Origin of the sequence: uncultured Sphingomonas sp., from assembly GCF_964235535.1 — a bacterium.
Taxonomy (GTDB): domain Bacteria; phylum Pseudomonadota; class Alphaproteobacteria; order Sphingomonadales; family Sphingomonadaceae; genus Sphingomonas.
Genome location: NZ_CAXSBH010000023.1, coordinates 17779 through 37364, shown reverse-complemented (window position 1 = coordinate 37364; position 19586 = coordinate 17779). Strand labels below are relative to the sequence as shown.

Annotated in this window: 19 protein-coding genes; 11 read left to right on the top strand and 8 right to left on the bottom strand. The window is 70.8% G+C overall.

The window, feature by feature from the left end:
• The first annotated feature begins 155 nt into the window (after positions 1-155).
• The 3 genes from guaB to ACFE7F_RS08905 all read left to right on the top strand — a co-directional run bounded on the left by guaB (position 156) and on the right by ACFE7F_RS08905 (position 3459).
• On the top strand, positions 156-1613 hold the full coding sequence (guaB, locus tag ACFE7F_RS08915; RefSeq protein ID WP_375403499.1) for an IMP dehydrogenase: 1458 nt from the start codon (positions 156-158) through the stop codon (positions 1611-1613).
• Between the two features lie 132 nt (positions 1614-1745).
• Positions 1746-2921 (top strand): RsmB/NOP family class I SAM-dependent RNA methyltransferase, encoded by a 1176-nt coding sequence (locus tag ACFE7F_RS08910; RefSeq protein ID WP_375403498.1) that lies wholly within the window; start codon positions 1746-1748, stop codon positions 2919-2921.
• A gap of 31 nt (positions 2922-2952) precedes the next feature.
• Complete coding sequence (locus ACFE7F_RS08905) at positions 2953-3459, top strand: tetratricopeptide repeat protein (protein ID WP_375403497.1); 507 nt, start codon at positions 2953-2955, stop codon at positions 3457-3459.
• A gap of 110 nt (positions 3460-3569) precedes the next feature.
• Here ACFE7F_RS08905 and rsmA read toward each other — a convergent pair whose 3' ends face one another.
• From rsmA to ACFE7F_RS08885, 4 genes are all read right to left on the bottom strand, one after another.
• Positions 3570-4388, bottom strand: coding sequence for a 16S rRNA (adenine(1518)-N(6)/adenine(1519)-N(6))-dimethyltransferase RsmA (gene rsmA / locus ACFE7F_RS08900; RefSeq protein ID WP_375403496.1), 819 nt, complete (start codon positions 4386-4388; stop codon positions 3570-3572).
• Positions 4385-5395 carry a 4-hydroxythreonine-4-phosphate dehydrogenase PdxA gene (pdxA, locus tag ACFE7F_RS08895; RefSeq protein WP_375403495.1) on the bottom strand — a complete coding sequence of 337 codons (1011 nt, stop codon included), beginning with the start codon at positions 5393-5395 and terminating at the stop codon, positions 4385-4387. The genes rsmA and pdxA overlap by 4 nt, the downstream gene beginning before the upstream one ends.
• Before the next feature lie 13 nt (positions 5396-5408).
• Complete coding sequence (locus tag ACFE7F_RS08890) at positions 5409-6767, bottom strand: peptidylprolyl isomerase (protein WP_375403494.1); 1359 nt, start codon at positions 6765-6767, stop codon at positions 5409-5411.
• A gap of 79 nt (positions 6768-6846) precedes the next feature.
• A complete protein-coding gene (locus tag ACFE7F_RS08885; RefSeq protein WP_375403504.1) occupies positions 6847-9099 on the bottom strand; it encodes an LPS-assembly protein LptD in 2253 nt (750 codons plus the stop codon).
• 189 nt (positions 9100-9288) lie between these two features.
• Here ACFE7F_RS08885 and ACFE7F_RS08880 point away from each other — a divergent pair, with 189 nt between their 5' ends.
• The 5 genes from ACFE7F_RS08880 to ACFE7F_RS08860 all read left to right on the top strand — a co-directional run bounded on the left by ACFE7F_RS08880 (position 9289) and on the right by ACFE7F_RS08860 (position 12972).
• Positions 9289-10752 (top strand): leucyl aminopeptidase, encoded by a 1464-nt coding sequence (locus tag ACFE7F_RS08880; protein WP_375403503.1) that lies wholly within the window; start codon positions 9289-9291, stop codon positions 10750-10752.
• A gap of 150 nt (positions 10753-10902) precedes the next feature.
• A complete protein-coding gene (locus tag ACFE7F_RS08875; protein WP_375403493.1) occupies positions 10903-11343 on the top strand; it encodes a DNA polymerase III subunit chi in 441 nt (146 codons plus the stop codon).
• 77 nt (positions 11344-11420) lie between these two features.
• Positions 11421-11843: a nucleoside-diphosphate kinase gene (gene ndk, locus ACFE7F_RS08870; RefSeq protein ID WP_375403492.1), complete on the top strand. Its 423-nt coding sequence runs from the start codon at positions 11421-11423 to the stop codon at positions 11841-11843.
• Positions 11844-11849: 6 nt separating this feature from the next.
• On the top strand, positions 11850-12458 hold the full coding sequence (locus ACFE7F_RS08865) for a hypothetical protein (RefSeq protein ID WP_375403491.1): 609 nt from the start codon (positions 11850-11852) through the stop codon (positions 12456-12458).
• Positions 12445-12972, top strand: coding sequence for a GNAT family N-acetyltransferase (locus tag ACFE7F_RS08860; RefSeq protein ID WP_375403490.1), 528 nt, complete (start codon positions 12445-12447; stop codon positions 12970-12972). The genes ACFE7F_RS08865 and ACFE7F_RS08860 overlap by 14 nt, the downstream gene beginning before the upstream one ends.
• On the opposite strand, the gene ACFE7F_RS08855 is transcribed toward ACFE7F_RS08860, so the two are convergent.
• Genes ACFE7F_RS08855 through purM form a run of 4 tightly spaced genes read right to left on the bottom strand, consistent with a single transcriptional unit; the run spans position 12965 to position 15461 of the window.
• Positions 12965-13549, bottom strand: coding sequence for a hypothetical protein (locus ACFE7F_RS08855; protein ID WP_375403489.1), 585 nt, complete (start codon positions 13547-13549; stop codon positions 12965-12967). The two genes, ACFE7F_RS08860 and ACFE7F_RS08855, sit on opposite strands and share 8 nt — an antisense overlap.
• On the bottom strand, positions 13546-13815 hold the full coding sequence (locus ACFE7F_RS08850) for a hypothetical protein (protein ID WP_375403488.1): 270 nt from the start codon (positions 13813-13815) through the stop codon (positions 13546-13548). Before ACFE7F_RS08850 ends, ACFE7F_RS08855 begins: the two co-directional genes overlap by 4 nt.
• Complete coding sequence (purN, locus tag ACFE7F_RS08845) at positions 13812-14363, bottom strand: phosphoribosylglycinamide formyltransferase (protein WP_375403487.1); 552 nt, start codon at positions 14361-14363, stop codon at positions 13812-13814. The genes ACFE7F_RS08850 and purN overlap by 4 nt, the downstream gene beginning before the upstream one ends.
• 3 nt (positions 14364-14366) lie before the next feature.
• On the bottom strand, positions 14367-15461 hold the full coding sequence (gene purM / locus ACFE7F_RS08840; RefSeq protein WP_375403486.1) for a phosphoribosylformylglycinamidine cyclo-ligase: 1095 nt from the start codon (positions 15459-15461) through the stop codon (positions 14367-14369).
• A 65-nt stretch (positions 15462-15526) separates the two neighbouring features.
• On the opposite strand from purM, the gene ACFE7F_RS08835 reads away from it, so the two are divergent.
• The 3 genes from ACFE7F_RS08835 to ACFE7F_RS08825 are packed head-to-tail and all read left to right on the top strand — an operon-like array spanning position 15527 to position 19568.
• Entirely contained in the window at positions 15527-16786 is a 1260-nt protein-coding gene (locus ACFE7F_RS08835; RefSeq protein WP_375403485.1) for a heavy-metal-associated domain-containing protein, read from the top strand.
• The gene (locus tag ACFE7F_RS08830) at positions 16783-17406 is read left to right on the top strand and encodes a chromosomal replication initiator DnaA (RefSeq protein WP_375403484.1); all 624 of its coding nucleotides are present in this window, start codon (positions 16783-16785) and stop codon (positions 17404-17406) included. The genes ACFE7F_RS08835 and ACFE7F_RS08830 overlap by 4 nt, the downstream gene beginning before the upstream one ends.
• Positions 17403-19568, top strand: a complete 2166-nt coding sequence (locus ACFE7F_RS08825) for an RNA degradosome polyphosphate kinase (protein WP_375403483.1) — start codon at positions 17403-17405, stop codon at positions 19566-19568. The genes ACFE7F_RS08830 and ACFE7F_RS08825 overlap by 4 nt, the downstream gene beginning before the upstream one ends.
• The last annotated feature ends 18 nt before the right edge of the window (positions 19569-19586 follow it).

Genomic DNA, 19586 nt, shown 5'->3' with positions numbered 1-19586 from the left:
AGCTCAGGGCGAACGGCAAGGGAGGGGCCACTCACGACGGGGAGCGCCTGTCGCCCTGGGCCCCGCCTGCGCGGGGGCGCAAGGGCCGGGCTAGCTTAGCCCGGCCCTTGTGGTTACATGGCCCGCCACTCCCTCCCCCTTGGACGCGGCGACCCATGGACATCCGGCTCGGCCTGACCTTCGACGACGTGCTGCTGTATCCGGCGGCGTCCGCGGTGCTGCCGAGCGGGGCGGATACGCGGACGCGGGTAACGCGGGGAATCGCGCTCGACATTCCCGTGCTGTCGGCGGCGATGGATACGGTGACGGAGGGCCAGATGGCGATCGTCATGGCGCAGCTTGGCGGCATCGGCGTGCTCCACCGCAATCTGACCGTCGAGCAGCAGGTCGCCGCCGTCCGCCAGGTCAAGCGGTTCGAGTCGGGGATGGTCGTCAACCCGATCACGATCGCGCCGACCGCGACGCTGGCCGAGGCGCAGGCGCTGATGACCGGCAACCGGATCAGCGGCGTGCCGGTGGTCGAGGCGGACGGGCGGCTGGTCGGGATCCTGACCAACCGCGATGTGCGCTTCGCCGAGAACCCGCTGCAGCCGGTCGCCGAGCTGATGACGCGCGAGAACCTGGCGGTGGTGCCCGCGGACGTAGGCAAGGAGGAGGCGCGCCGGCTGCTCCATCAGCGGCGGATCGAGAAGCTGTTGGTGGTCGACGAGCAATATCGCTGTGTAGGGCTGATCACGGTCAAGGACATCGAGAAAGCGGTCGCGCATCCCAATGCGACCAAGGACGGGGCGGGGCGGCTGCGGGTGGCCGCCGCCACCACGGTCGGGGACACGGGGTTCGAGCGGACGGAGGCGCTGGTCGATTCCGGCGTCGACCTGATCGTGATCGACACTGCGCACGGCCACAACCGCGATGTCGCGCGCGCGGTCGAGCGGGTGAAGAAGCTGTCGAACGCGGTCGAGGTGGTCGCGGGCAACGTCGCCACCGCCGACGCGACGCGCGCGCTGATCGATGCGGGGGCGGACGCGGTCAAGGTCGGGATCGGGCCGGGGTCGATCTGCACCACGCGCGTCGTCGCGGGGGTGGGTGTGCCGCAATTCACGGCGGTGATGGACTGCGCGGAGGGCGCTCAGGGGTCGGGCGTACCCGTGATCGCGGACGGCGGCATCCGCACGTCGGGCGACGTCGCCAAGGCGCTGGCGGCGGGCGCGTCCTGCGTGATGATCGGGTCGTTACTGGCGGGGACCGAGGAGGCGCCGGGCGAGACGTTCCTGTATCAGGGGCGGGCATACAAGGCGTACCGCGGCATGGGGTCGGTCGGGGCGATGGCGAAGGGATCGGCGGACCGGTATTTCCAGCAGGACGTCAAGGATCAGATGAAGCTGGTGCCCGAGGGGATTGAAGGACAGGTGCCGTTCAAGGGCCCGGCGCGCGAGGTGATCCATCAGCTCGTCGGAGGGGTGAAGGCGGCGATGGGCTATACGGGATCGGCGACGCTGGAGGACCTGCGCGAGCGGGCGCGGTTCGTGCAGATCACGGGAGCGGGGTTGAAGGAAAGCCATGTGCACGACGTGACGATCACTCGGGAGGCTCCCAATTATCCGACGCAGTGAGCCTTCTCCCTCTCCCCTTTGGGGAGAGGGTCGGGGAGAGGGATTGTTCAGAGGGCCGCGCTCTGAACAGTCCCTCTCCCGCCTTCGCTGCGCTCGGCACCCTCTCCCCAAAGGGGAGAGGGAGAAGGTGGTATGACACCGCCTGCGCGCACCCAGGCGGCGATCGAGTTGCTGGACCGGATCGTCGCGGCCGCCGCCGAGGGCGGGGCGGCGGCGGATACGTTGATCGGGCGGTATTTCGCGGACCGGCGTTATGCGGGATCGAAGGACCGGCGGGCGGTGCGCGAGCTGGTGTACCGGGCGGTGCGGCGGTGCGGCGAGCGGCCGGCGGGCGGACGCGCGGCGATGCTGGCGGTGGCGGGCGAGGACGTGGGCCTGGCGGCGACGTTCGACGGATCGGCGCATGGCCCCGAGCCGATCGGGGCGGACGAGAGCGCGGCGGAGGTGGGGCTGGCTCCGGTTTGGCTGACCGAGCTGCTCAGGGCGAGCGGGATCGACGAGGGGGAGCTGCCCGCGCTGGTCGACCGAGCGCCGCTCGATTTGCGGGTCAACCGGCTGCGAGCCGAGCCGGCGGAGATCGCGACGCGGCTGGAGGGGGCGGAGGCGGTCGCGGGCTTGCCCGATGCGCTGCGCTTGCCGGCGGGGACGGATGTCGCGGCGCTTTCGGGGCTGGTCGAGGTGCAGGACGCGGGGAGCCAGGCGGTCACGCTCGCCACGCTGGCGTGCCCGGGGGAGCGGGTCGTCGATTTGTGCGCGGGCGGGGGCGGCAAGACGCTCGCGCTCGCGGCGATGATGGCGGGCGAGGGCACGGTCCTGGCGTGCGACACCGATCGCGGGCGGCTTCAGCGGCTGCCGCCGCGGGCGGAGCGGGCGGGGGTGACGATCGTGGAGACGCGGTTGCTGAACCCCAATCGCGAGATGGAGATGCTGCCCGAGTGGCGGGGCGCGGCGGACGTCGTGCTGGTCGACGCGCCGTGTTCGGGGACGGGAACGTGGCGGCGCAATCCGGAGGCGCGGTGGCGGCTGACCCCCGAGCGGCTCGAGCGGCTCGTCGCGTTGCAGGCGCATCTGCTGGAGGTCGCGGCCGAGCTGGTGCGGCCGGGCGGGGCGTTGGTGCATGTGGTCTGCTCGCTGCTCGACGGGGAAGGGCGCGGGCAGGTGGCGACGTTCCTGGCGGCGCATCCGGGCTGGACGGCGGAGCGGCCGAGCGTCGGGTTCGGGCGGGCACATGGGCTGGGGCTGCGGCTGACGCCCGCGCATGACGGGACCGACGGTTTTTTCGTCGCACGCCTGAAACGGCCATGCTAGCCGAGCGTTCGTGTCCGGACCGGAGTGGATCATGCGTGTGACTTCCCTCGCCATCGCCGCCGCGCTGACGGCCGCGTCGCTGTCCACGTCGCTGAGCGGACAGCGGCCCGACGACGAGATCGACGCGCGCTCGGTCGCGCTGGTGGCGCAGGCGCGCGCGGCGCGGGCGGCGGGGAACCTGGAGGGCGCGACCGACCTGCTCGAGACGGCTGTGACGGTGGACCCGCGCAACCGGGCGGGGTTCCTGCTGCTGGCGCAGGTGGCGGATCAGCGTGACCTGCCGGGCAAGGCGATCCGGTTGTACCGCGAGGCGTTGCTGCTGGAACCCAACGACGTGGCCGCGCTGCGCGGGCAGGGCGAGGCGCTGGTCAAGAAGGGCGCGGTCGCCAGGGCGCGCGACAACCTCGCGCGGATCAGGACGCTGTGCAAGGGCAGCTGCCCCGACGCGGTGCAACTGACGGGCGTGATCGCCAGGGGGCCGCCGGTCACGACCGCCGCCGTCGTGCCGCCGACGCCCAAGACCGAGGGCAATCCCTAGATAACCTTGTCCGTTCGCGCTGAGCTTGTCGAAGGGTCGTTGTTCTTCATATCCGTCGCATGGAGAACGACCCTTCGACAAGCTCAGGGCGAACGGGGGGGGGTCTCGTCCTACCCCTTCATCGCCTGGGCTACGGCGATCCAGTCGGTGACGGGTAGGGTCTCGGCGCGGCGGGTGGTCTCGATGCCGAGTATTTCCAGCGCCTCGAGCGCGCCGGGTACGCCTTTGAGCGACTGGCGGAGCATCTTGCGGCGCTGGCCGAAGGCGGCGGCGGTGAGGCGTTCGAGGAGGGGCGGGTCGAGTCCGGCGGGTGCGGGGGTGGGTAGAAGGTGGACGACGGCCGACATGACCTTGGGCGGGGGCGTGAAGGCGGAGCGGTGGACGGGCATCGCGATCCGCGCGGTGGCGCGCCACTGGGCGAGCACGGCCAGGCGGCCGTAATGGTCGGTGTCGACGGCGGCGACGATGCGCTCGGCGACCTCGCGCTGGAACATGAGGGTGAGCGAGCGCCACCAGGGGGGCCACGGCCCCGTCAGCCAGCCGACGAGGAGCGCGGTGCCGATGTTGTAGGGGAGGTTGGCGACGATGTGCGGCGTTCCCTCGAACAGCGCGGGCGCGTCGATCGCGAGCGCGTCGCCTTCGATGACGCGCAGGCGACCGGGATAGGCGTCGGCGAGTTCGGCGAGCGCGGGGATGCAGCGGCGGTCGCGCTCGATCGCGGTGACGCGCGCGCCGGCGGCGAGCAGCGCGCGGGTGAGGCCGCCGGGGCCGGGGCCGATCTCCAGCACCTCGGCATCCTCCAGGTCGCCGGGGACGGCGGCGATGCGGGCGAGGAGCTGGCCGTCGAACAGGAAGTTCTGTCCCAGCGCCTTGGACGCCTGGAGCCCATGCCGCGCGACGACCTCGCGCAGCGGGGGGAGGGCGGTCACGCGTTCAGTGCGGCCGCGAAGCGCCGCTCGGCGGCGGCGTGCGCCATCGCGATCGCGGCGATCATCGCGCCGGGATTGGCGGCGTCGCGGCCGGCGATAGGAAAGGCGGTGCCGTGGTCGGGGCTGGTGCGCACGATCGGCAGGCCGAGGGTGAAGTTCACGCCCTCGTCGAAATGCAGCGTCTTGAGCGGTACGAGCGCCTGGTCGTGGTAGCAGCACATCGCCGCGTCGTAGCGTTCGCGCGCGCGGGGGTGGAACATGGTGTCGGCGGCGAGCGGGCCGACCGCGTCGATCCCCTCGGCCTGGAGGAGCGCGATCGCGGGTTCGAGTATGTCGATCTCCTCGCGGCCTAGCGCGCCGCCCTCGCCGGCGTGGGGGTTGAGGCCGGCGAAGGCGAGGCGCGGCTGGGCTAGCCCAAAATTCTTGCGCAGGCCGCGGACCGCCGCGCGCGCCTTGGCGAGGACGAGGTCGACCGACAGGCTGCCCGGCACCTGCGCGAGCGCGATGTGCGTGGTGATCGGCACGACGCGTAAGGTCGGCCCGACGAGCATCATGACCGCGTTGTCGGCCGACACGCCGCAGCGTTCGGCGACGAATTCGGTCTGGCCGGGATGGGTGAAGCCGATCGCATAGAGCTGCGCCTTCGATACCGGGGCGGTTACCAGCGCGCGCGCGGCCCCCGACTGGGCGAGCCCGGCGGCGGTCTCAAGCGAGGCGAGCGCGCACCGCGCACCCTCGATGTCGGGGACGCCCGGCGTGATCTCGTCGGCGTTGGTGATCGCCAGCACGGGCAGAGCGCGGTCGAACACGGTCAGCGCCTCGTTCAGGTCGCGGACGATCGCGACCGGGCCGCGCCAGACCCGCTCGACCGCGCGCGGATCGCCGACCGCGACGAAGGGGGGCAGCGCCCGCTCGCTACGCGCGTCCCACGCCTTGGCCACGATCTCCGGACCGACGCCCGCTGGGTCGCCCATCGCGACGACCAGCGGCGAAGGTGGCAGCGGCAAGCAGGCGGGCGTCTCAGCGATATTCGACCACCGCGTCGCGCCGGAGGTCGCGCAGCTTCTGCGTCGCGCGCAGGTTCACACGCGTCTGTTCGAGCTGGTTCTGGATCTGGTCGGCGCGCGGCAGCTGGCCGGTGGTCGGGTCATCGCGGCCACACAACACGAGCGCGCGCACGCCCTCCTCCGGGGAGCCGAAGGGCGGCGTCGACTGCCCGACCTGGAGCTTGAGCATGATGTCCTGGAGCTGCGGCGGCAGGTCGCGTACTCGCACCGTGTCGTTGTCGACGACCTCGGCGTTGAGCGTCGCCGCGACCTGATCGACGGTGCCGCAGCCGCGCAGGGCCTGCGTCGCCGTGGCAAAGGCGGCGGCGCGCTTGGTCGCCTCCGCCTGATTGGTGTTCGCGGGAAAGCGGACGGTCAGCTGCTTGAGGCTGAGCTTGGAGTCTCGGGGGTCGGCGGTCAGGATCTGACGGCGATCGCCCAAGAACAGGATCGACACGCCGCCCGGCACCGCAATCGGCCCGGCGACCTGGCCGGGCTGCATCTCGGCGGCCGCCCGCGCCAGCTCAGCGGGGAGCTGGTCGGCGCGCACCCAGCCCAGATCGCCGCCGACGGCGCGCGTCGACGCCTCGGAGAAGCTGCGCGCATAATACTCGAACGGCTGCGCCGCCTTTTGGATCTCACCGATGATGCGCCGGGCGTTGGCCTCCCCTTCCGCGGCACGCTCGGGCGGGGTGGCGAGGTAGATCTCCTTGAGATTGTATTCGGTCGTGCCCTTGGACGCCTCCAGCCGGTCGAGGATCGATTTCACCTCCTCGTCGCCGACATTGACGAACGGTTCGACCTGACGGCGCAGGTAACGCTGCCAGGCCAGCTCGCCCTCGATCTGGCGGCGGAGCGAGCGCTCGGACGAGCCCGAGTTGCGCAGATACTCGCGGAAGCCCGCGGGCTGCTGCTTGAAGTTGGTCGCGACGCGGTCGAAGCTCTGGTTGAGTTCGGCGGGCGTGACGGTGATGTCCTTGGTCTTGGCTTCCTGGATCTGGAGCGTCTCGTCGATCAGCTGGCGCAGCACCTGGAGCTTCAGGCGCTCGCGCTCGTCACCCTCGATCTTGACGCTGTTGGCCGCGCCGATCAGCGCCACGCGCTGGTCCACGTCGGTGCCGGTAATCACCGCCTCGTTCACGATCGCGGTCGCCTTGCGGACGTTAGGGTCGACCTTGCCGAAGATCTGGAGGTTGGCGGGGATGTTGAGCCCGCCCGTGTCGGGCACGCTGCGGTCGGGTACGGTTTGGGCAACACCCGCGCCGGTCAGGAGAGCTAGGCCGATCGCGCAAGCGGCGCGCGCCGTGCCGGAATATCGCTTCATGTCCGTCATCTATACTCACCATCGCCGGGTTTGCAGCGGGAGCTCCCGACCGCCCCCGCGCCCTGCCTCCTTGTCGCTGAACGGAGGCTTAGCGGCCCAGATTGGTCAACGCCAGCGTCAACAGGAAGCTGTTGCCCGCGCGCGCGTCGCCGGTGGCGCGGTAGTTGCGGCGCCAGGTGAAGCCGAGACGCAAGCAGTCGTCCTCATATTCGACGCCGAGGCGGTGGCGGATCGGGTCGAAGCCGTCGGCGACCGACAGCGAGTCCTCGTCGCGGTCGGTCAGGTCGACGACTGCCGAGCCGAAGGCGGACCAGAAGCGCGCGATCTGGACGCGGCCCGCGACGCGCACCTCCTCGCGGTCCTGCAAATCCTCGGTCAGGGGCGCGATGTCGCGGTTGAGGCGGATATAGCCGAGCAGCGCGTAGGTCGCCCTGGTGCCGACCGTCGCGTCGACCTCGTTGCGGCGGACGCCGAAGCCGTCATGGTCGAGGCGAAAGCGGTGGGTGAGAGACACGAAATCGCGGAAGCGAACCTCCGTGCGGCCGACATAGTCGGAGAAGCGGTCGCTGAGCCCGGTACCGTCGAAGAAGATGCTTTCCCGCCGGGTCAGCCGGTAGCTCTGGCCCACCAAAGTGTCGATCGAGAGGCCCGGCAGGTCGGCGATCCATTGTACGCCGTAGGTGGCGCGCGGCGAATCCTCGAACCGGTCGTAGCCGGGAAAGCGGTTGAGCGAGAACAGGTTCGAATCCTCCAGATCGACCGCGCGCGAGTCCTCGTTGGGGATCGACAGATTGGCGAGGCGAGGCGAGGCGACGATCTGCAGGCGCGGGATCAGCCGCTGCGTGCCGCCCCACAAGGGTCCGACGAACGGCCAGCGCACGTCGGCCGCCAGCGCGCCGATCGCGCGGTGGCTAAAGCCGTCGCTCCCCCGGTAGCTCTGGACCGCGGTCGAGAGGATGTCGTTCGTGTTGTAGGCGTCGGCGCGGGCGTAGGCGGTGAGGGTCACCTCCTGGCCCAATGTCGTCAGCCGCCGCAGGTCCCACCGCAGCGAGGCGAAGGCGCGCTGCGTGTCCTGACCGTCGGTGCGGGTCAGCGCGAGCGTGTTCAGCTGCGCCTCGAACCGCCCGCCGGTCAGCCCGTCCTCGAACCGGCGGCGGTAGTCGATCTCGGGAAGCGCGATCGGCTGGAAGCCCTGGCGGTCGTTCACGCGCAGCGTCTGAACCGCCCAGCCGGTGATCGACAGGTAGCTGTTCGGGTCAATCCGCTCGACCCGCGCGGTGCTGCGCAGCCGGTCGTCGCGCGATATGTCGTAGCGGCGCAGGAAGGTGCGGTCGGTGGTGACGCGGAGCGATCCGCTGGCGGACCATTCGGGCGAGAGCTGGTAGCGCGCGAGCCCGTCCAGGTAGCCGCGCACGCCCATGCTGGTGTCGCCCGGCCGCTGCACCGTCAGGTCGTCCGAGCGGCGGCTGGCGGTGACGTAGCCGCCGATGCGGAACGCGCCGCTGCTGTCCAGCTGCCGGTACTCGGCGCGCAGCATCGGCAGGACGCTGGAGAAGACGGTCGGCGCGACGAGCAGCCCGCGGTTGGGCGCGAGCCGGAAGTAATAGGGCGTGGTGACGTTGACGCCGTTGGCCCGGTTGTAGCCGAAATCGGGGGCGAGGAAGCCGTTGTCGCTGCCGCCGCCGACCGCCGTCGAAAAGCTGGGGAGCGGGAGGACGGGCAGGCCGAACAGGTGGAAGCCCGGCCGGGTGAAATAAACGCGCGAACGGTCCGGTCGGTAGGCGATCCGGGCGGCGGTGACCTTCCAGGACGGCTCCTTGGGACAGCCCTCCGCATCGATCACCGCGCACGGGGTGTAGGCGGCGCGGTCGAGCAGGTAGGTTCCGCTCTCCTGACGCACGCCCTTGTCCGCGGCCAGGCGACCGCCCTGTTCGAGGACGACGAGCAGATTGTCGACCACCCCGTCCTTGAGCGTGTCGGTGAGCTCGATCGAATCGCCGTACGCCACGTCGCCCGCGGGGTTGGCGACCGCGACGCCGCCGGTCGCGACGACTTGGCCGGTGGTGCGGTTCCAGGTGACGCGGTCGGCGCGGAGCCGTTCGCCCTCGCGCGTCATGCGGACCTCGCCGGTCGCGGTGACGATCTCGCCCTCGATATCATATTCGATCTCGCCGGCGCTGAAGCGGACCTGGTCGGCGGCGGGCGTTTCCGGGGCGGGCGCGTCAGGTGTGGCGGGCGCGTCGATCGGAGGTGGCGGAGCCCCCGGCCGGTCCTGGAGGTCCTGCGCGGACCCGGACCCTGCCCAGCACAGTGCGCAGGCGAGCACGGCACCCGCCAACAGATGGGAACGCGATACGGACAGGAGTTTCGACCCTTCACCTGCTCCCGGGCGCACGCCCTGGACGGCCGGCTCGGACCCGTCGCCTATCGCATCCGAACCGCCCCACCGCAATCGCGCGCTTTGCGGGGGCGGCGGGCTGGCCTAGGGGGTGGGCGATCACTCAACGACGAGGCCCCAGCACCCGTGTCCATCGCCATCCGGTTCCAGCCGACCCTTCCCGCCGACGCCGTCGTGATGATCCTGCCCGTCGAGAAGGACGGGATCGACCGGGTGGAGTGGAGCGCGCATCAGACCTTCCGCGCGCTCGCGCTGGGCGCGGCGGCGGCGGACCGGTTCACGGGCGAGGCCGGCGCGATGCTGGAGCTGTATGCGGGCGAGCCGGTGCGCCGCCTGGTGCTGTTGGGCGTCGGCGGCGGGGACGAGCCCGATTGGGAAAAGGCGGGCGGCGCGATCACCGCGCGCTTCGGGGCGTCGGGCGTCACCGAGGTCGCGGTCGATCTGTCGGGGAGCTCGGCCACGGCCAAGGCGGCCGCGCGCTTCGCGGCGGCGATCGTGCGGCGCGGGTGGCACCACAACGTCTACCGCACCAAGCTGCCCGACAAGTCCAAGTCGACGCTGGAGGCCGTGACGATTGCGGGCGCGCCGAACGGGACGGAGGACGCCTGGGCGCACGAAGCGGCGGTGACGGCCGGGCTGGAGCTGACGCGGGGCCTCGTGACCGAGCCGCCCAACGTGCTGTATCCCGAGACCTTCGTGGAGCGCGTCCGCGCCGACGTCGAGGGGCTTGGGCTCGAGATCAGCGTGCTGGACGAGGCGGCGATGACCGAACTCGGCATGGGCGCGCTGCTCGCGGTCAGCCAGGGTTCGGTGCGCGAGGCGCGGGTGCTCGCGCTGAAATGGAGCGGCGCGGGGGAGGGCGATCCCGCGCTGGCGCTGGTGGGCAAGGGAGTGACGTTCGATACGGGCGGCATCTCGCTCAAGCCCGGGCCGGGCATGGAGGACATGAAGTGGGACATGGGCGGCGCGGGCGCGGTCGTCGGCGCGATGAAGGCGCTGGCGACCCGCCGCGCGCGCGCGAACGTGATCGGCGTGTGCGGGCTGGTCGAGAACATGCCCGATGGCGCGGCCTCACGGCCGGGCGATGTGGTGACGTCGATGTCCGGGCAGACGATCGAGATCCTGAATACCGATGCCGAGGGGCGGCTGGTGCTGGGCGACGTGATCACCTGGGTGCAGCGGACGCATCGGCCGGGGACGATCGTCGACCTCGCCACGCTGACGGGCGCGATGATCGTCAGCCTGGGCAACGAATATGGCGGCGTGTTCGCCAACGAGGACGCGCTGGCCGATCAGCTGCTCGCGGCGGGACTGGCGACCGGCGACAAGCTGTGGCGCTTTCCGCTGTCGGCGACCTACGACAAGATGATCGATTCGCCGATCGCCGACATGAAGAATATCGGCGGCAAGGGCGCGGGGTCGATCACGGCGGCGCAGTTCGTCCAGCGCTTCGTCGATGAGGGCGTACGCTGGGCGCATCTCGACATCGCGGGCATGGTCTGGTCGGACAAGGCGGGCGCGACGCACGACAAGGGCGCGACCGGGTACGGCGTGCGGGTGCTCGACCGGTTCGTGGCCGACAATTTCGAGGGCTGAGGTGTCGTGGTGGCGATCAAGTCCCGTCATCCCCGCGAAGGCGGGGACCCATCTCCGGCCGGGCCGTCATCGGCGACCGGACGCTGTTCGACCGCACGCCGGAGGTGGGTCCCCGCCTTCGCGGGGATGACGGAAGAGGGGCGAGCTTAGATGCAGGTCGACTTCTATCACCTGACCGCCCAGCCGCTCGACCGGGTGCTGCCGCAGATCGCCGAGAAGGTGGTGGCGGGCGGCGGGCGGCTGTTGATCGTCGACGCGGACGCCCAGCGGCGCGAGGGGATCGACCGGCTGTTGTGGGAATATAGCCGCGACGGGTTCCTGCCGCATGCGGTCGCGGGCGCGGGCGACGATGCCGCGCAGCCGGTGCTGATCGCGGCAGGTACGGAGGCGGGCAACGCGGCGCGCAACGTCGCGCTCGCCGACGGGCGATGGCGCGACGAGGCGCTCGGCTTCGAGCGGGCGTTCCTGTTCTTCGACGAGGAGCGCGTGGCCGACGCGCGGGTCGCCTGGAAGGGGCTGGCCGGGGCGGACGACGTCGATCGCCGCTATTGGAAGCAGAACGAGGCGGGCCGGTGGGAGCAGGCGGCGTGACGGTTGCGCGGGGCGGTCCGCCATTCTAGGGCTTCGGGCGATTTCCGCTTTGCAGCATACAGGAGCCCGTGACCGCCATGGCCGCGACCAGAACCTTTTCGATCATCAAGCCCGACGCCACGCGCCGCAACCTGACGGGGGCCGTCGTCAAGATGCTGGAGGAGGCGGGCCTGCGCGTCGTGGCGAGCAAGCGCGTCCAGCTGTCGCGCGAACAGGCGGAAGGCTTCTACGCCGTCCACCGCGAGCGGCCGTTCTTCGGCGATCTCGTAGGCTTCATGATCTCCGGGCCGGTCGTCGTGCAGGTGCTGGAGGGCGAGGATGCGGTGAAGCGCAATCGCGACGTGATGGGCGCGACCAACCCGGCCAACGCCGACGCGGGCACGATCCGCAGGGAACTGGCGGAGTCGATCGAGGCGAACACCGTCCATGGGTCGGACTCCGAAGAGAACGCGGCGACCGAGATCGCATACTTTTTCCGGGATGACGAGATCGTCGGCTAAGGCGCCATGCGCGACGACGATCGCCTGCTCACCAGCTGGGCGCGTGTGATCGACGCGATCTTCCGCGGCGAGCGGCCCCGGCAGTCGATGGTGCTGCTCGGACCGACGCCGCCTTTGTTGCAACAACTAGGCCTGCGACCCGTCGACTTGGCTATGGCGGCCGGTAAAATCGCGCAATGCCGGCGCGATCATCCGGAGGTTCCGCTCTCCGTATGGCATGATCTGCCACGGCTGGTCGGAAAGCCAATCGCCGTCGTGCCCTCGGCCAAGCGAGATCACAGCCTCGTCGTGGTGCTAGTAGTCAGCGACGCGCAAGGCGACCCGGTCGTCGTCCCAATTGTTCCCGGTCTCCATGGAAGTCCGAACACGGTCCTGTCCATGTACGGAAAACAAGCAGGACATAACTGGATTCGAAAGCAAATCGAACAGGCCGCTCGCGATGCATTGCCGCATTTCATTTCAAAAGGTTTCGCCGCCACTTTGCCGCAGCCGGGGTCCGCAAGAGCCATCCCCTCGTCACCTGGTCCAATTCCAGCAGACGGGACGGCGAAACCGCCCAGACAGATACTGCGTCCGCGCGAAAAGTCAATCGGGGAACCCGATGAACCCCGTTGACTGGCGGCTGCGGCGGGCGGGGGCGGGCGACGAGGCCGCGCTCGCGCTGGTCGCGGCGGCGACGTTCCTCGAGACCTATGCGGGCATCGTGTCGCGGGACGACATGCTCGCTCACTGCGCGACGAAATGCTCGGCCGGGTATTTCGGGGCGTGGATCGCGAGCGCGGACCACCTCTTGACGCTGAGCGAGCATCCTGACGGGGCCGCCCCGCTCGGCTTCACCGCGCTCACCCCGCCCGATTTCCCGGTCGCGTTCGGCCCCGAGACGATCGAGCTGCGCCGCATCTACGTCCTAACGACCGCGCACGGATCGGGGCTGGGCGCGGCGCTGATGGAGCGCGCGGTCGAGGACGCGCGTGGGCTGGGCAAGGCGCGGCTCGCGCTGGGGGTGCATCCGGGGAACGTGCGCGCGCGGGCGTTCTACGAGCGGCACGGCTTCCGGATCGTGGGCGAGCGCAGGTTCCAGGTCGGCGCGGCCGTCTTCGCCGATCCGGTCTACGCTCGCGCTATCTAGCGGAGGCGGCCAGCTCGCGCGCCCATAGCGCATCGATCTCCGTCCGGCTCCCGCCACGCTTACGCAGGCGGGCGGCTTCTATCGTGATCGTACGCCCGCCCAGCACCCGACCTTCGGTCCGCCAAATTATGTCGAGGATCGCCGACGCGGTCAGGACGGCGTCGCTATCGAGATAGCGGGCGGTCACTAGGACGGGCAGGCGGCCCTCCCGCTCGTCCGCGGCTCCGTCAGTCGCTTTCAGCAACGCACGGTCGAACCAGTCGAGCTCGATCCGCGTCATGGCGGGGCGGCGGTCGGTGATCCCCAGCGTGCCGGGAAAGGCGATCGTCACGTCCTGTATTTCGTGGCGGGGATCGCTCAGTCTGACCTCTCGACCATTCCGGACCACTTCGGCCCGCAGCTCGAAGCGGGCGCGGCCCTTCGCCTCCCCCACCGCCGCCGCCCGCTTCTCGGTCGCGGCGTCGCGGCGTTCGGACCAGCTGCTCCAGGCGCCTAGCGCGGCGATCAGAAGACCGGCGATCGCGACGAACTCGGCGAGGTTTAGCCAGCGCCGCCTCCGTCGCGTCTCCTCGCTCATCGTCCGCCCGCCTCCAGCAGTCCGGCGGGGGCGGTTAGTTCCCAGCTTCGCGCGACGGCGTCCTCGATCAAGGTTTGGTCGGCGTCGTCCCCGTGCTTCGGCTCGGCCCAGCCATCCCCGCCGCTCGGCACCGACAGCGCGCCGCCGATCACGCGCGCGAAGGGGTTACCCTCGACCAGGAACTCGGCCCCGCCCTCGACCACCCGCTCCTGTGCGCCCGGAAGCTGCATCGCGACGTCGCGGACCAGGGTCAGGAGATCAGTCATCGCCTCACGAACTCCGAAAGGATGCAGGGATAGAGCCGGTGCTCGGCGGTCAGCACTCGGGCGGCGAGGGTGTCGGGGGTGTCGCCGGGCAGGATCGGCACCTCGGCTTGGCCGAGCACCTGGCCGCCGTCGAGCTCCTCGGTGACGAGGTGGACCGAGCAGCCCGCTCGGGCGTCTCCCGCGGCGATGGCGCGGGCGTGGGTGTCGAGGCCCTTATAGGCGGGCAGCAGCGAGGGGTGGATGTTGACGATCCGCCCGCGCCACCTGGCCACGAACGCGTCGGACAAAAGGCGCATATAGCCCGCCAGCGCGATCACCTCGACTTCGGCCTCCCGGAGCGCGCCGTCGAGTGCGGCCTCGTAGGCGGGCTTGCCGATGCCGCGCGGCGAGAGCGCGAAGGTCGGCAGCCCGTGCTCCGCCGCCCAGGCGAGGCCGGGCGCGTCGGGCTTGTCGGAGGCGACCAGGACGACATCGTAGCCGCGTGCCTGCTCGACGAGCGCGATCATGTTCGATCCGCGGCCGGACAGGAGGACGCCGACGCGCCTCACCGATCACGCCGCATGCGTGACGGTCCAGTCGGCGCGGGCGCTCCAGGTGTCGGCGGAGCCGCGTACGGTGCAGCCGCGCGGGCCCGCCTCGATGCGGCCGATGGGGTACACCGTTTCGCCCGCCGCCGTGAGCGCGGCCGCGACCGCATCGGCCTCGTCCGCGCCGACGATCACGGCCATGCCGATCCCGCAATTGAAGGTGCGCGCGAACTCCTGCGGCTCGATCGCGCCCTGCGCCTGGAGGAACGCCATCAGCCGGGGCTGCGGCCAGGCGTCCGCGTCGATGACCGCATGCGTCCCGCCGGGCAGCACGCGGGGCACGTTTTCGAGCAGGCCGCCGCCGGTGATGTGCGCCAGGCCCCTGATCCGACCTTCGCGCAGCAGCGGGAGCAGGCTGGCGACATAGATCCGCGTCGGCGCGAGTAGCGTGTCGATCAGCAGGTGGTCCTGGTCGACCGGCGAGGGACGCCCGAGCTTCCAGCCCCGGTCCGCCGCGAGCCGCCGGACGAGCGAGAAGCCGTTCGAATGCACCCCCGACGAGGCGAGCCCCAGGACCGCGTCGCCCGGCGCGATCCGGTCGCCGGTCAGCAGCCGGTCGCGCTCAACCGCGCCCACGCAAAAGCCCGCCAAGTCGTAGTCGCCCTCGGCGTACATGCCCGGCATCTCGGCCGTCTCGCCGCCGATAAGCGCGCAGCTGGCCTGGCGGCAGCCCTCCGCGATCGAGGCGACCACCTGCTCGGCGACGGCCGGGTCGAGCTTGCCGCAGGCGTAATAATCGAGGAAGAACAGCGGCTCGGCGCCCTGGACGATCAGGTCGTTGGCGCACATCGCTACCAGGTCGATGCCGACGCCCGCATGGCGGTCCCACTCGGTCGCGAGCTTGAGCTTGGTGCCGACCCCGTCATTCGCGGCGACGAGCAGCGGATCGTGGAACCCCGCCGCGCGGAGGTCGAATAGCCCGCCAAACCCGCCAAGCTCGGCGTCCGCACCGGGCCGACGCGTCGCGCGCGCGAGCGGCCCGATCGCGCGCACCAGCGCATTGCCTGCGGCGATCGAGACACCCGCATCGGCATAGGTATAGGGTTCGTTTCCGCTCATGGTCCGACCGCCTACCGAGAACGCGCTTGGATTTCCACGTCCGCTTCGCCAAAAGGCGCGACATCATGGATCAGCCCCGCTCGACGCCGCTCCGTCTCGCCGCGGCGGCCGCACTCCTCCTGTCCGCCGGGGCCGGCGCCCAAATCGAGGGCGGGGACCGCGGCGTCGCGCCGATCGACAGTTCGGGCGACCTCGAGGTGGCGGGGATCGCGGTCGATGTCGTCGCCAAGACGCCCGACGCGGCCCGCTATGGCGGTTGGCGCGTGGCGCAGCGCAAGGCGTGGACGCAGCTGTCGAGCCGCCTGGGGGCGGGCGGCGCGGCGGTGTCGGACGGAACGCTCGACCAGCTCGTCTCGGCGATCGTGGTGGAGCGCGAGCAGATCGGCCCGACGCGCTATGTCGCGCGGCTCGGCGTGCTGTTCGACCGGGGCCGCGTCGGGTCGCTGCTCGGCATCGCCACGGGATCGACGCGGTCCGCGCCGATGCTCGTCATCCCCGTCCAATATTCGGGCGGTGTCGGTCAGGTGTTCGAGGCGCGGACGCAGTGGCAGCAGGCCTGGGCGCGCTACCGTACCGGCAACAGTACCGTCGATTACGTCCGGCCCGCGGGCACGGGCGCCGATCCGCTGCTGCTGAACGCCGGCCAGGTGAGCCGCCCCGGGCGGCGCTGGTGGCGCGCGGTGATCGACCAGTACGGCGCATCGGACGTCGTGATTCCGGTGGTGCGGCTGTTCCGCCAATATCCCGGCGGCCCCGTGGTCGGCGCGTTCCAGGCACGGTGGGGCCCCGACAACCAGTATCTGGGCGGCTTCTCGCTGCGGGTCGGGAGCGAGGCGGGGCTGCCGCAGCTGATGGATGTGGGCGTCGCGCGGGTCGACCAGCTTTACCAGGGCGCGTTCCGCGCCGGCGTGCTCCGCGCCGATCCCACGCTGCTCCCGCCGCCAACTCCGGCGCCGGTATCGACCCCGACAACCGACGCGGAGATACGCTCGCTCTCCGCCGACGGCTCGGCTCCGGTGGGAGCGATCGTCGCGGTCACGGTGCAGTTCGAGACGCCCGACGCGGGCGCGGTCACCGCCATCGAGGCGGCCGTGCGCGGCATCGTCGGCGTACGGTCGGCCGCGACGACCAGCCTGGCGCTCGGCGGCGTGTCGCTGATGCGGGTCGCTTATGACGGCGATCCCGCCGCGCTGGCCGCGTCGCTGCAGGCGCGCGGATTCCAGGTATCGGGCGGCGGTCAGTCGCTGCGCATCAGCCGCGCGGCGCGCGCCCCGCAGCCGCCCGTCCAGGCGCAACCGCTTCCGCCCCCGCCGCCGCCGGAATGAGCCAGCTCGCCTTGCCGCTCGCCTGGCCGGCCGACCCCCGCGACGATGCGTTCCTGGTCGGCCCGTCGAACGAGCGGGCGGTGCGCCGGCTGGAGCGGCCCGAGGAATGGCCGGTCCGCACCGCGCTCCTGATCGGCCCGCGCAAATCCGGCCGCAGCCTGCTCGCGCGCATTTTCGGAGGGAGGAGCGGCGGCGCGATCGTCGACGACGCCGAGCGCCTGCCCGAGATCGATCTGTTCCACGCCTGGAACCGCGCGCAGGAGGCGGCGACCCCGTTGCTGCTCGTCGCCGAACGGCCGCACACCGAATGGGGCCTGCGCCTTCCCGACCTCCGGTCGCGGCTCGCGGCCAGCCCCGTCGCGGAGATCGGCACGCCCGATGACCGGCTGTTCCGGGCGTTGCTGGAGCGGCAGCTCGCCCGCCGGGGGCTGGACGCGCGGCCCGATCTGGTCGACTGGCTGGCGACGCGGATCGAGCGGAGCCACCTGGCCGCGATGCGGACCGTGGACGCGCTCGACGCGCGCGCCATGGAACGGCGGCGCGGGCTGTCCATTCCCTTCGCACGCGCCACGTTACACGAGGCCGGGCTGCTCGACCCGGCGGAGCCAGACCCCTCATGAACCGACCTGCGCACATAAGCCGCTTGGCCGACGCCGACGACGATCCCTTCGCCGCCGCCCCGGCGGGCCGGTATTTCAACCGCGAGCTGTCCTGGCTCGCCTTCAACCGCCGCGTACTGGAGGAGGCGTCCAACCGCGCGCATCCGTTGCTCGAGCGGGTGCGGTTCCTGTCGATCTCGGGCTCCAACCTCGACGAGTTCTTCATGGTCCGCGTGGCGGGGCTGAAGGGGCAGCAGCTGCAGGACGTGGAGCGTCTGTCCGCCGACGGCATGACCCCGGCGCAGCAGCTGTCCGCGATCATCGCCGAGGCCGACGCGCTGATGGCGTCGCAGCAAACGGTCTGGCGCGACCTGCGGCGCGAGCTGGGCGAGTCGGCGATACAGGTGCTGGGCAGCCGCCAGATCGACGACGAGGCGGCGGAGTGGCTCCAGCAGCATTTCCTGCGGCAAATCTTCCCCATCCTGACGCCCCAGGCGCTCGACCCCGCGCACCCGTTCCCGTTCATGCCCAACCGCGGGCTGGCGGTGATCTTCGACCTGATTCGCGACTCGGACGGCGAGCCGATCCACGAGCTCGTCATGCTGCCCGCGACGATGCCCCGCCTGGTCCGTTTGCCGGGCGAGCCCGCGCGCTATGTCGCCATCGAGTCGCTGGTGAAACGGTTTTCCGCGCTGCTGTTTCCCGGATACCAGGTGCGCGGCGCGGCCGAGCTCCGGGTGCTGCGCGACAGCGACATCGAGATCGAGGAAGAGGCGGAGGATTTGGTCCAGTACTTCGCCAACGCCATCAAGCGCCGCCGCCGCGGTCGCGTCATCCGGCTGGAGCTGGAGACCGGCATCCCCGACGAGCTCGCGGCGATCCTGAAGGGCGAGCTGGGCGCGGGCGGTGCGATCGTCACCGAGTCGGGATCGTTCCTGGGGCTGAACGACCTCGACGCGCTGGTCGAGGAAGATCGCCCCGACCTGAAATGGCCCGCCTTCGCGCCGCGTCTTCCCGAGCGCATCCGCGAGTTCGGCGGGGACTGCTTCGCGGCGATCCGGTCCAAGGACATCCTGGTCCACCACCCCTACGAGACGTTCGAGGTGGTGATCGCTTTCCTGAAGCAGGCGGCGGTCGACCCGGACGTGGTCGCGATCAAGCAGACGCTCTACCGCGCGGGCAAGCAGTCGGCGATCATCAACGCGCTGATCGCCGCGGCCGAGGCGGGCAAGTCCGTGACCGCGATCGTCGAGCTGAAGGCACGCTTCGACGAGGAACAGAATCTATACTGGGCGTCGGCGCTGGAGCGCGCGGGCGTCCAGGTCGTGTACGGCTTCATCGATTGGAAGACGCATGCCAAGGTGTCGATGGTCGTCCGGCGCGAGGGCGGCGAGTTCCGCAGCTACTGCCATTTCGGCACGGGCAACTACCACCCCGTCACCGCGCGCATCTATACCGACCTGAGCTTCTTCACCGCCGACCCCGACCTGGGGCAGGACGCGGCGCAGATGTTCAATTACATCACCGGCTATGTCGAGCCGCGCGCTCTCCACCGCCTCGCGCTGTCGCCGCGTGACCTGCGCCCGCGCCTGGGCGAGCTGATCGACGCGGAGATCGCCCACGCCCGCGCGGGGAGGCCCGCCGCGATCTGGGTCAAGGTCAACTCGCTCGTCGATCCCGAGCTGATCGAGAAATTATACGAGGCGAGCGGGGCCGGGGTGGACATCGACCTGATCGTGCGCGGCATATGCTGCTTGCGTCCCGGGGTGCCCGGCATGTCCGACCGCATCCACGTCAAGTCGATCGTCGGGCGGTTCCTGGAGCATAGCCGCATCTGGGCGTTCGGGAACGGAGAGGGGCTGCCGGGCGACGGCGCGAAGGTGTTCATCTCGTCGGCTGACTGGATGCCGCGCAATTTCGACCGACGCGTCGAATACATGCTGCCGATCGTCAACGAGACGGTCCACGACCAGATCCTCGACCAGGTGATGGTCGCCAACCTCCTCGATAACGAGCAGAGCTGGGTGCTCGGCCCCGACGGCGACTATACCCGCGTCGAGCCGGGCGACCGGCCGTTCAACCTCCACCGCTATTTCATGACCAACCCGTCGCTGTCGGGGCGCGGCGCGGCGCTCGACACCAGCGGTGAGGTGCCGACGCTGTCGCTCCGGCGCAGGCGCTGAGCGAGGTGGCGAGCCGCG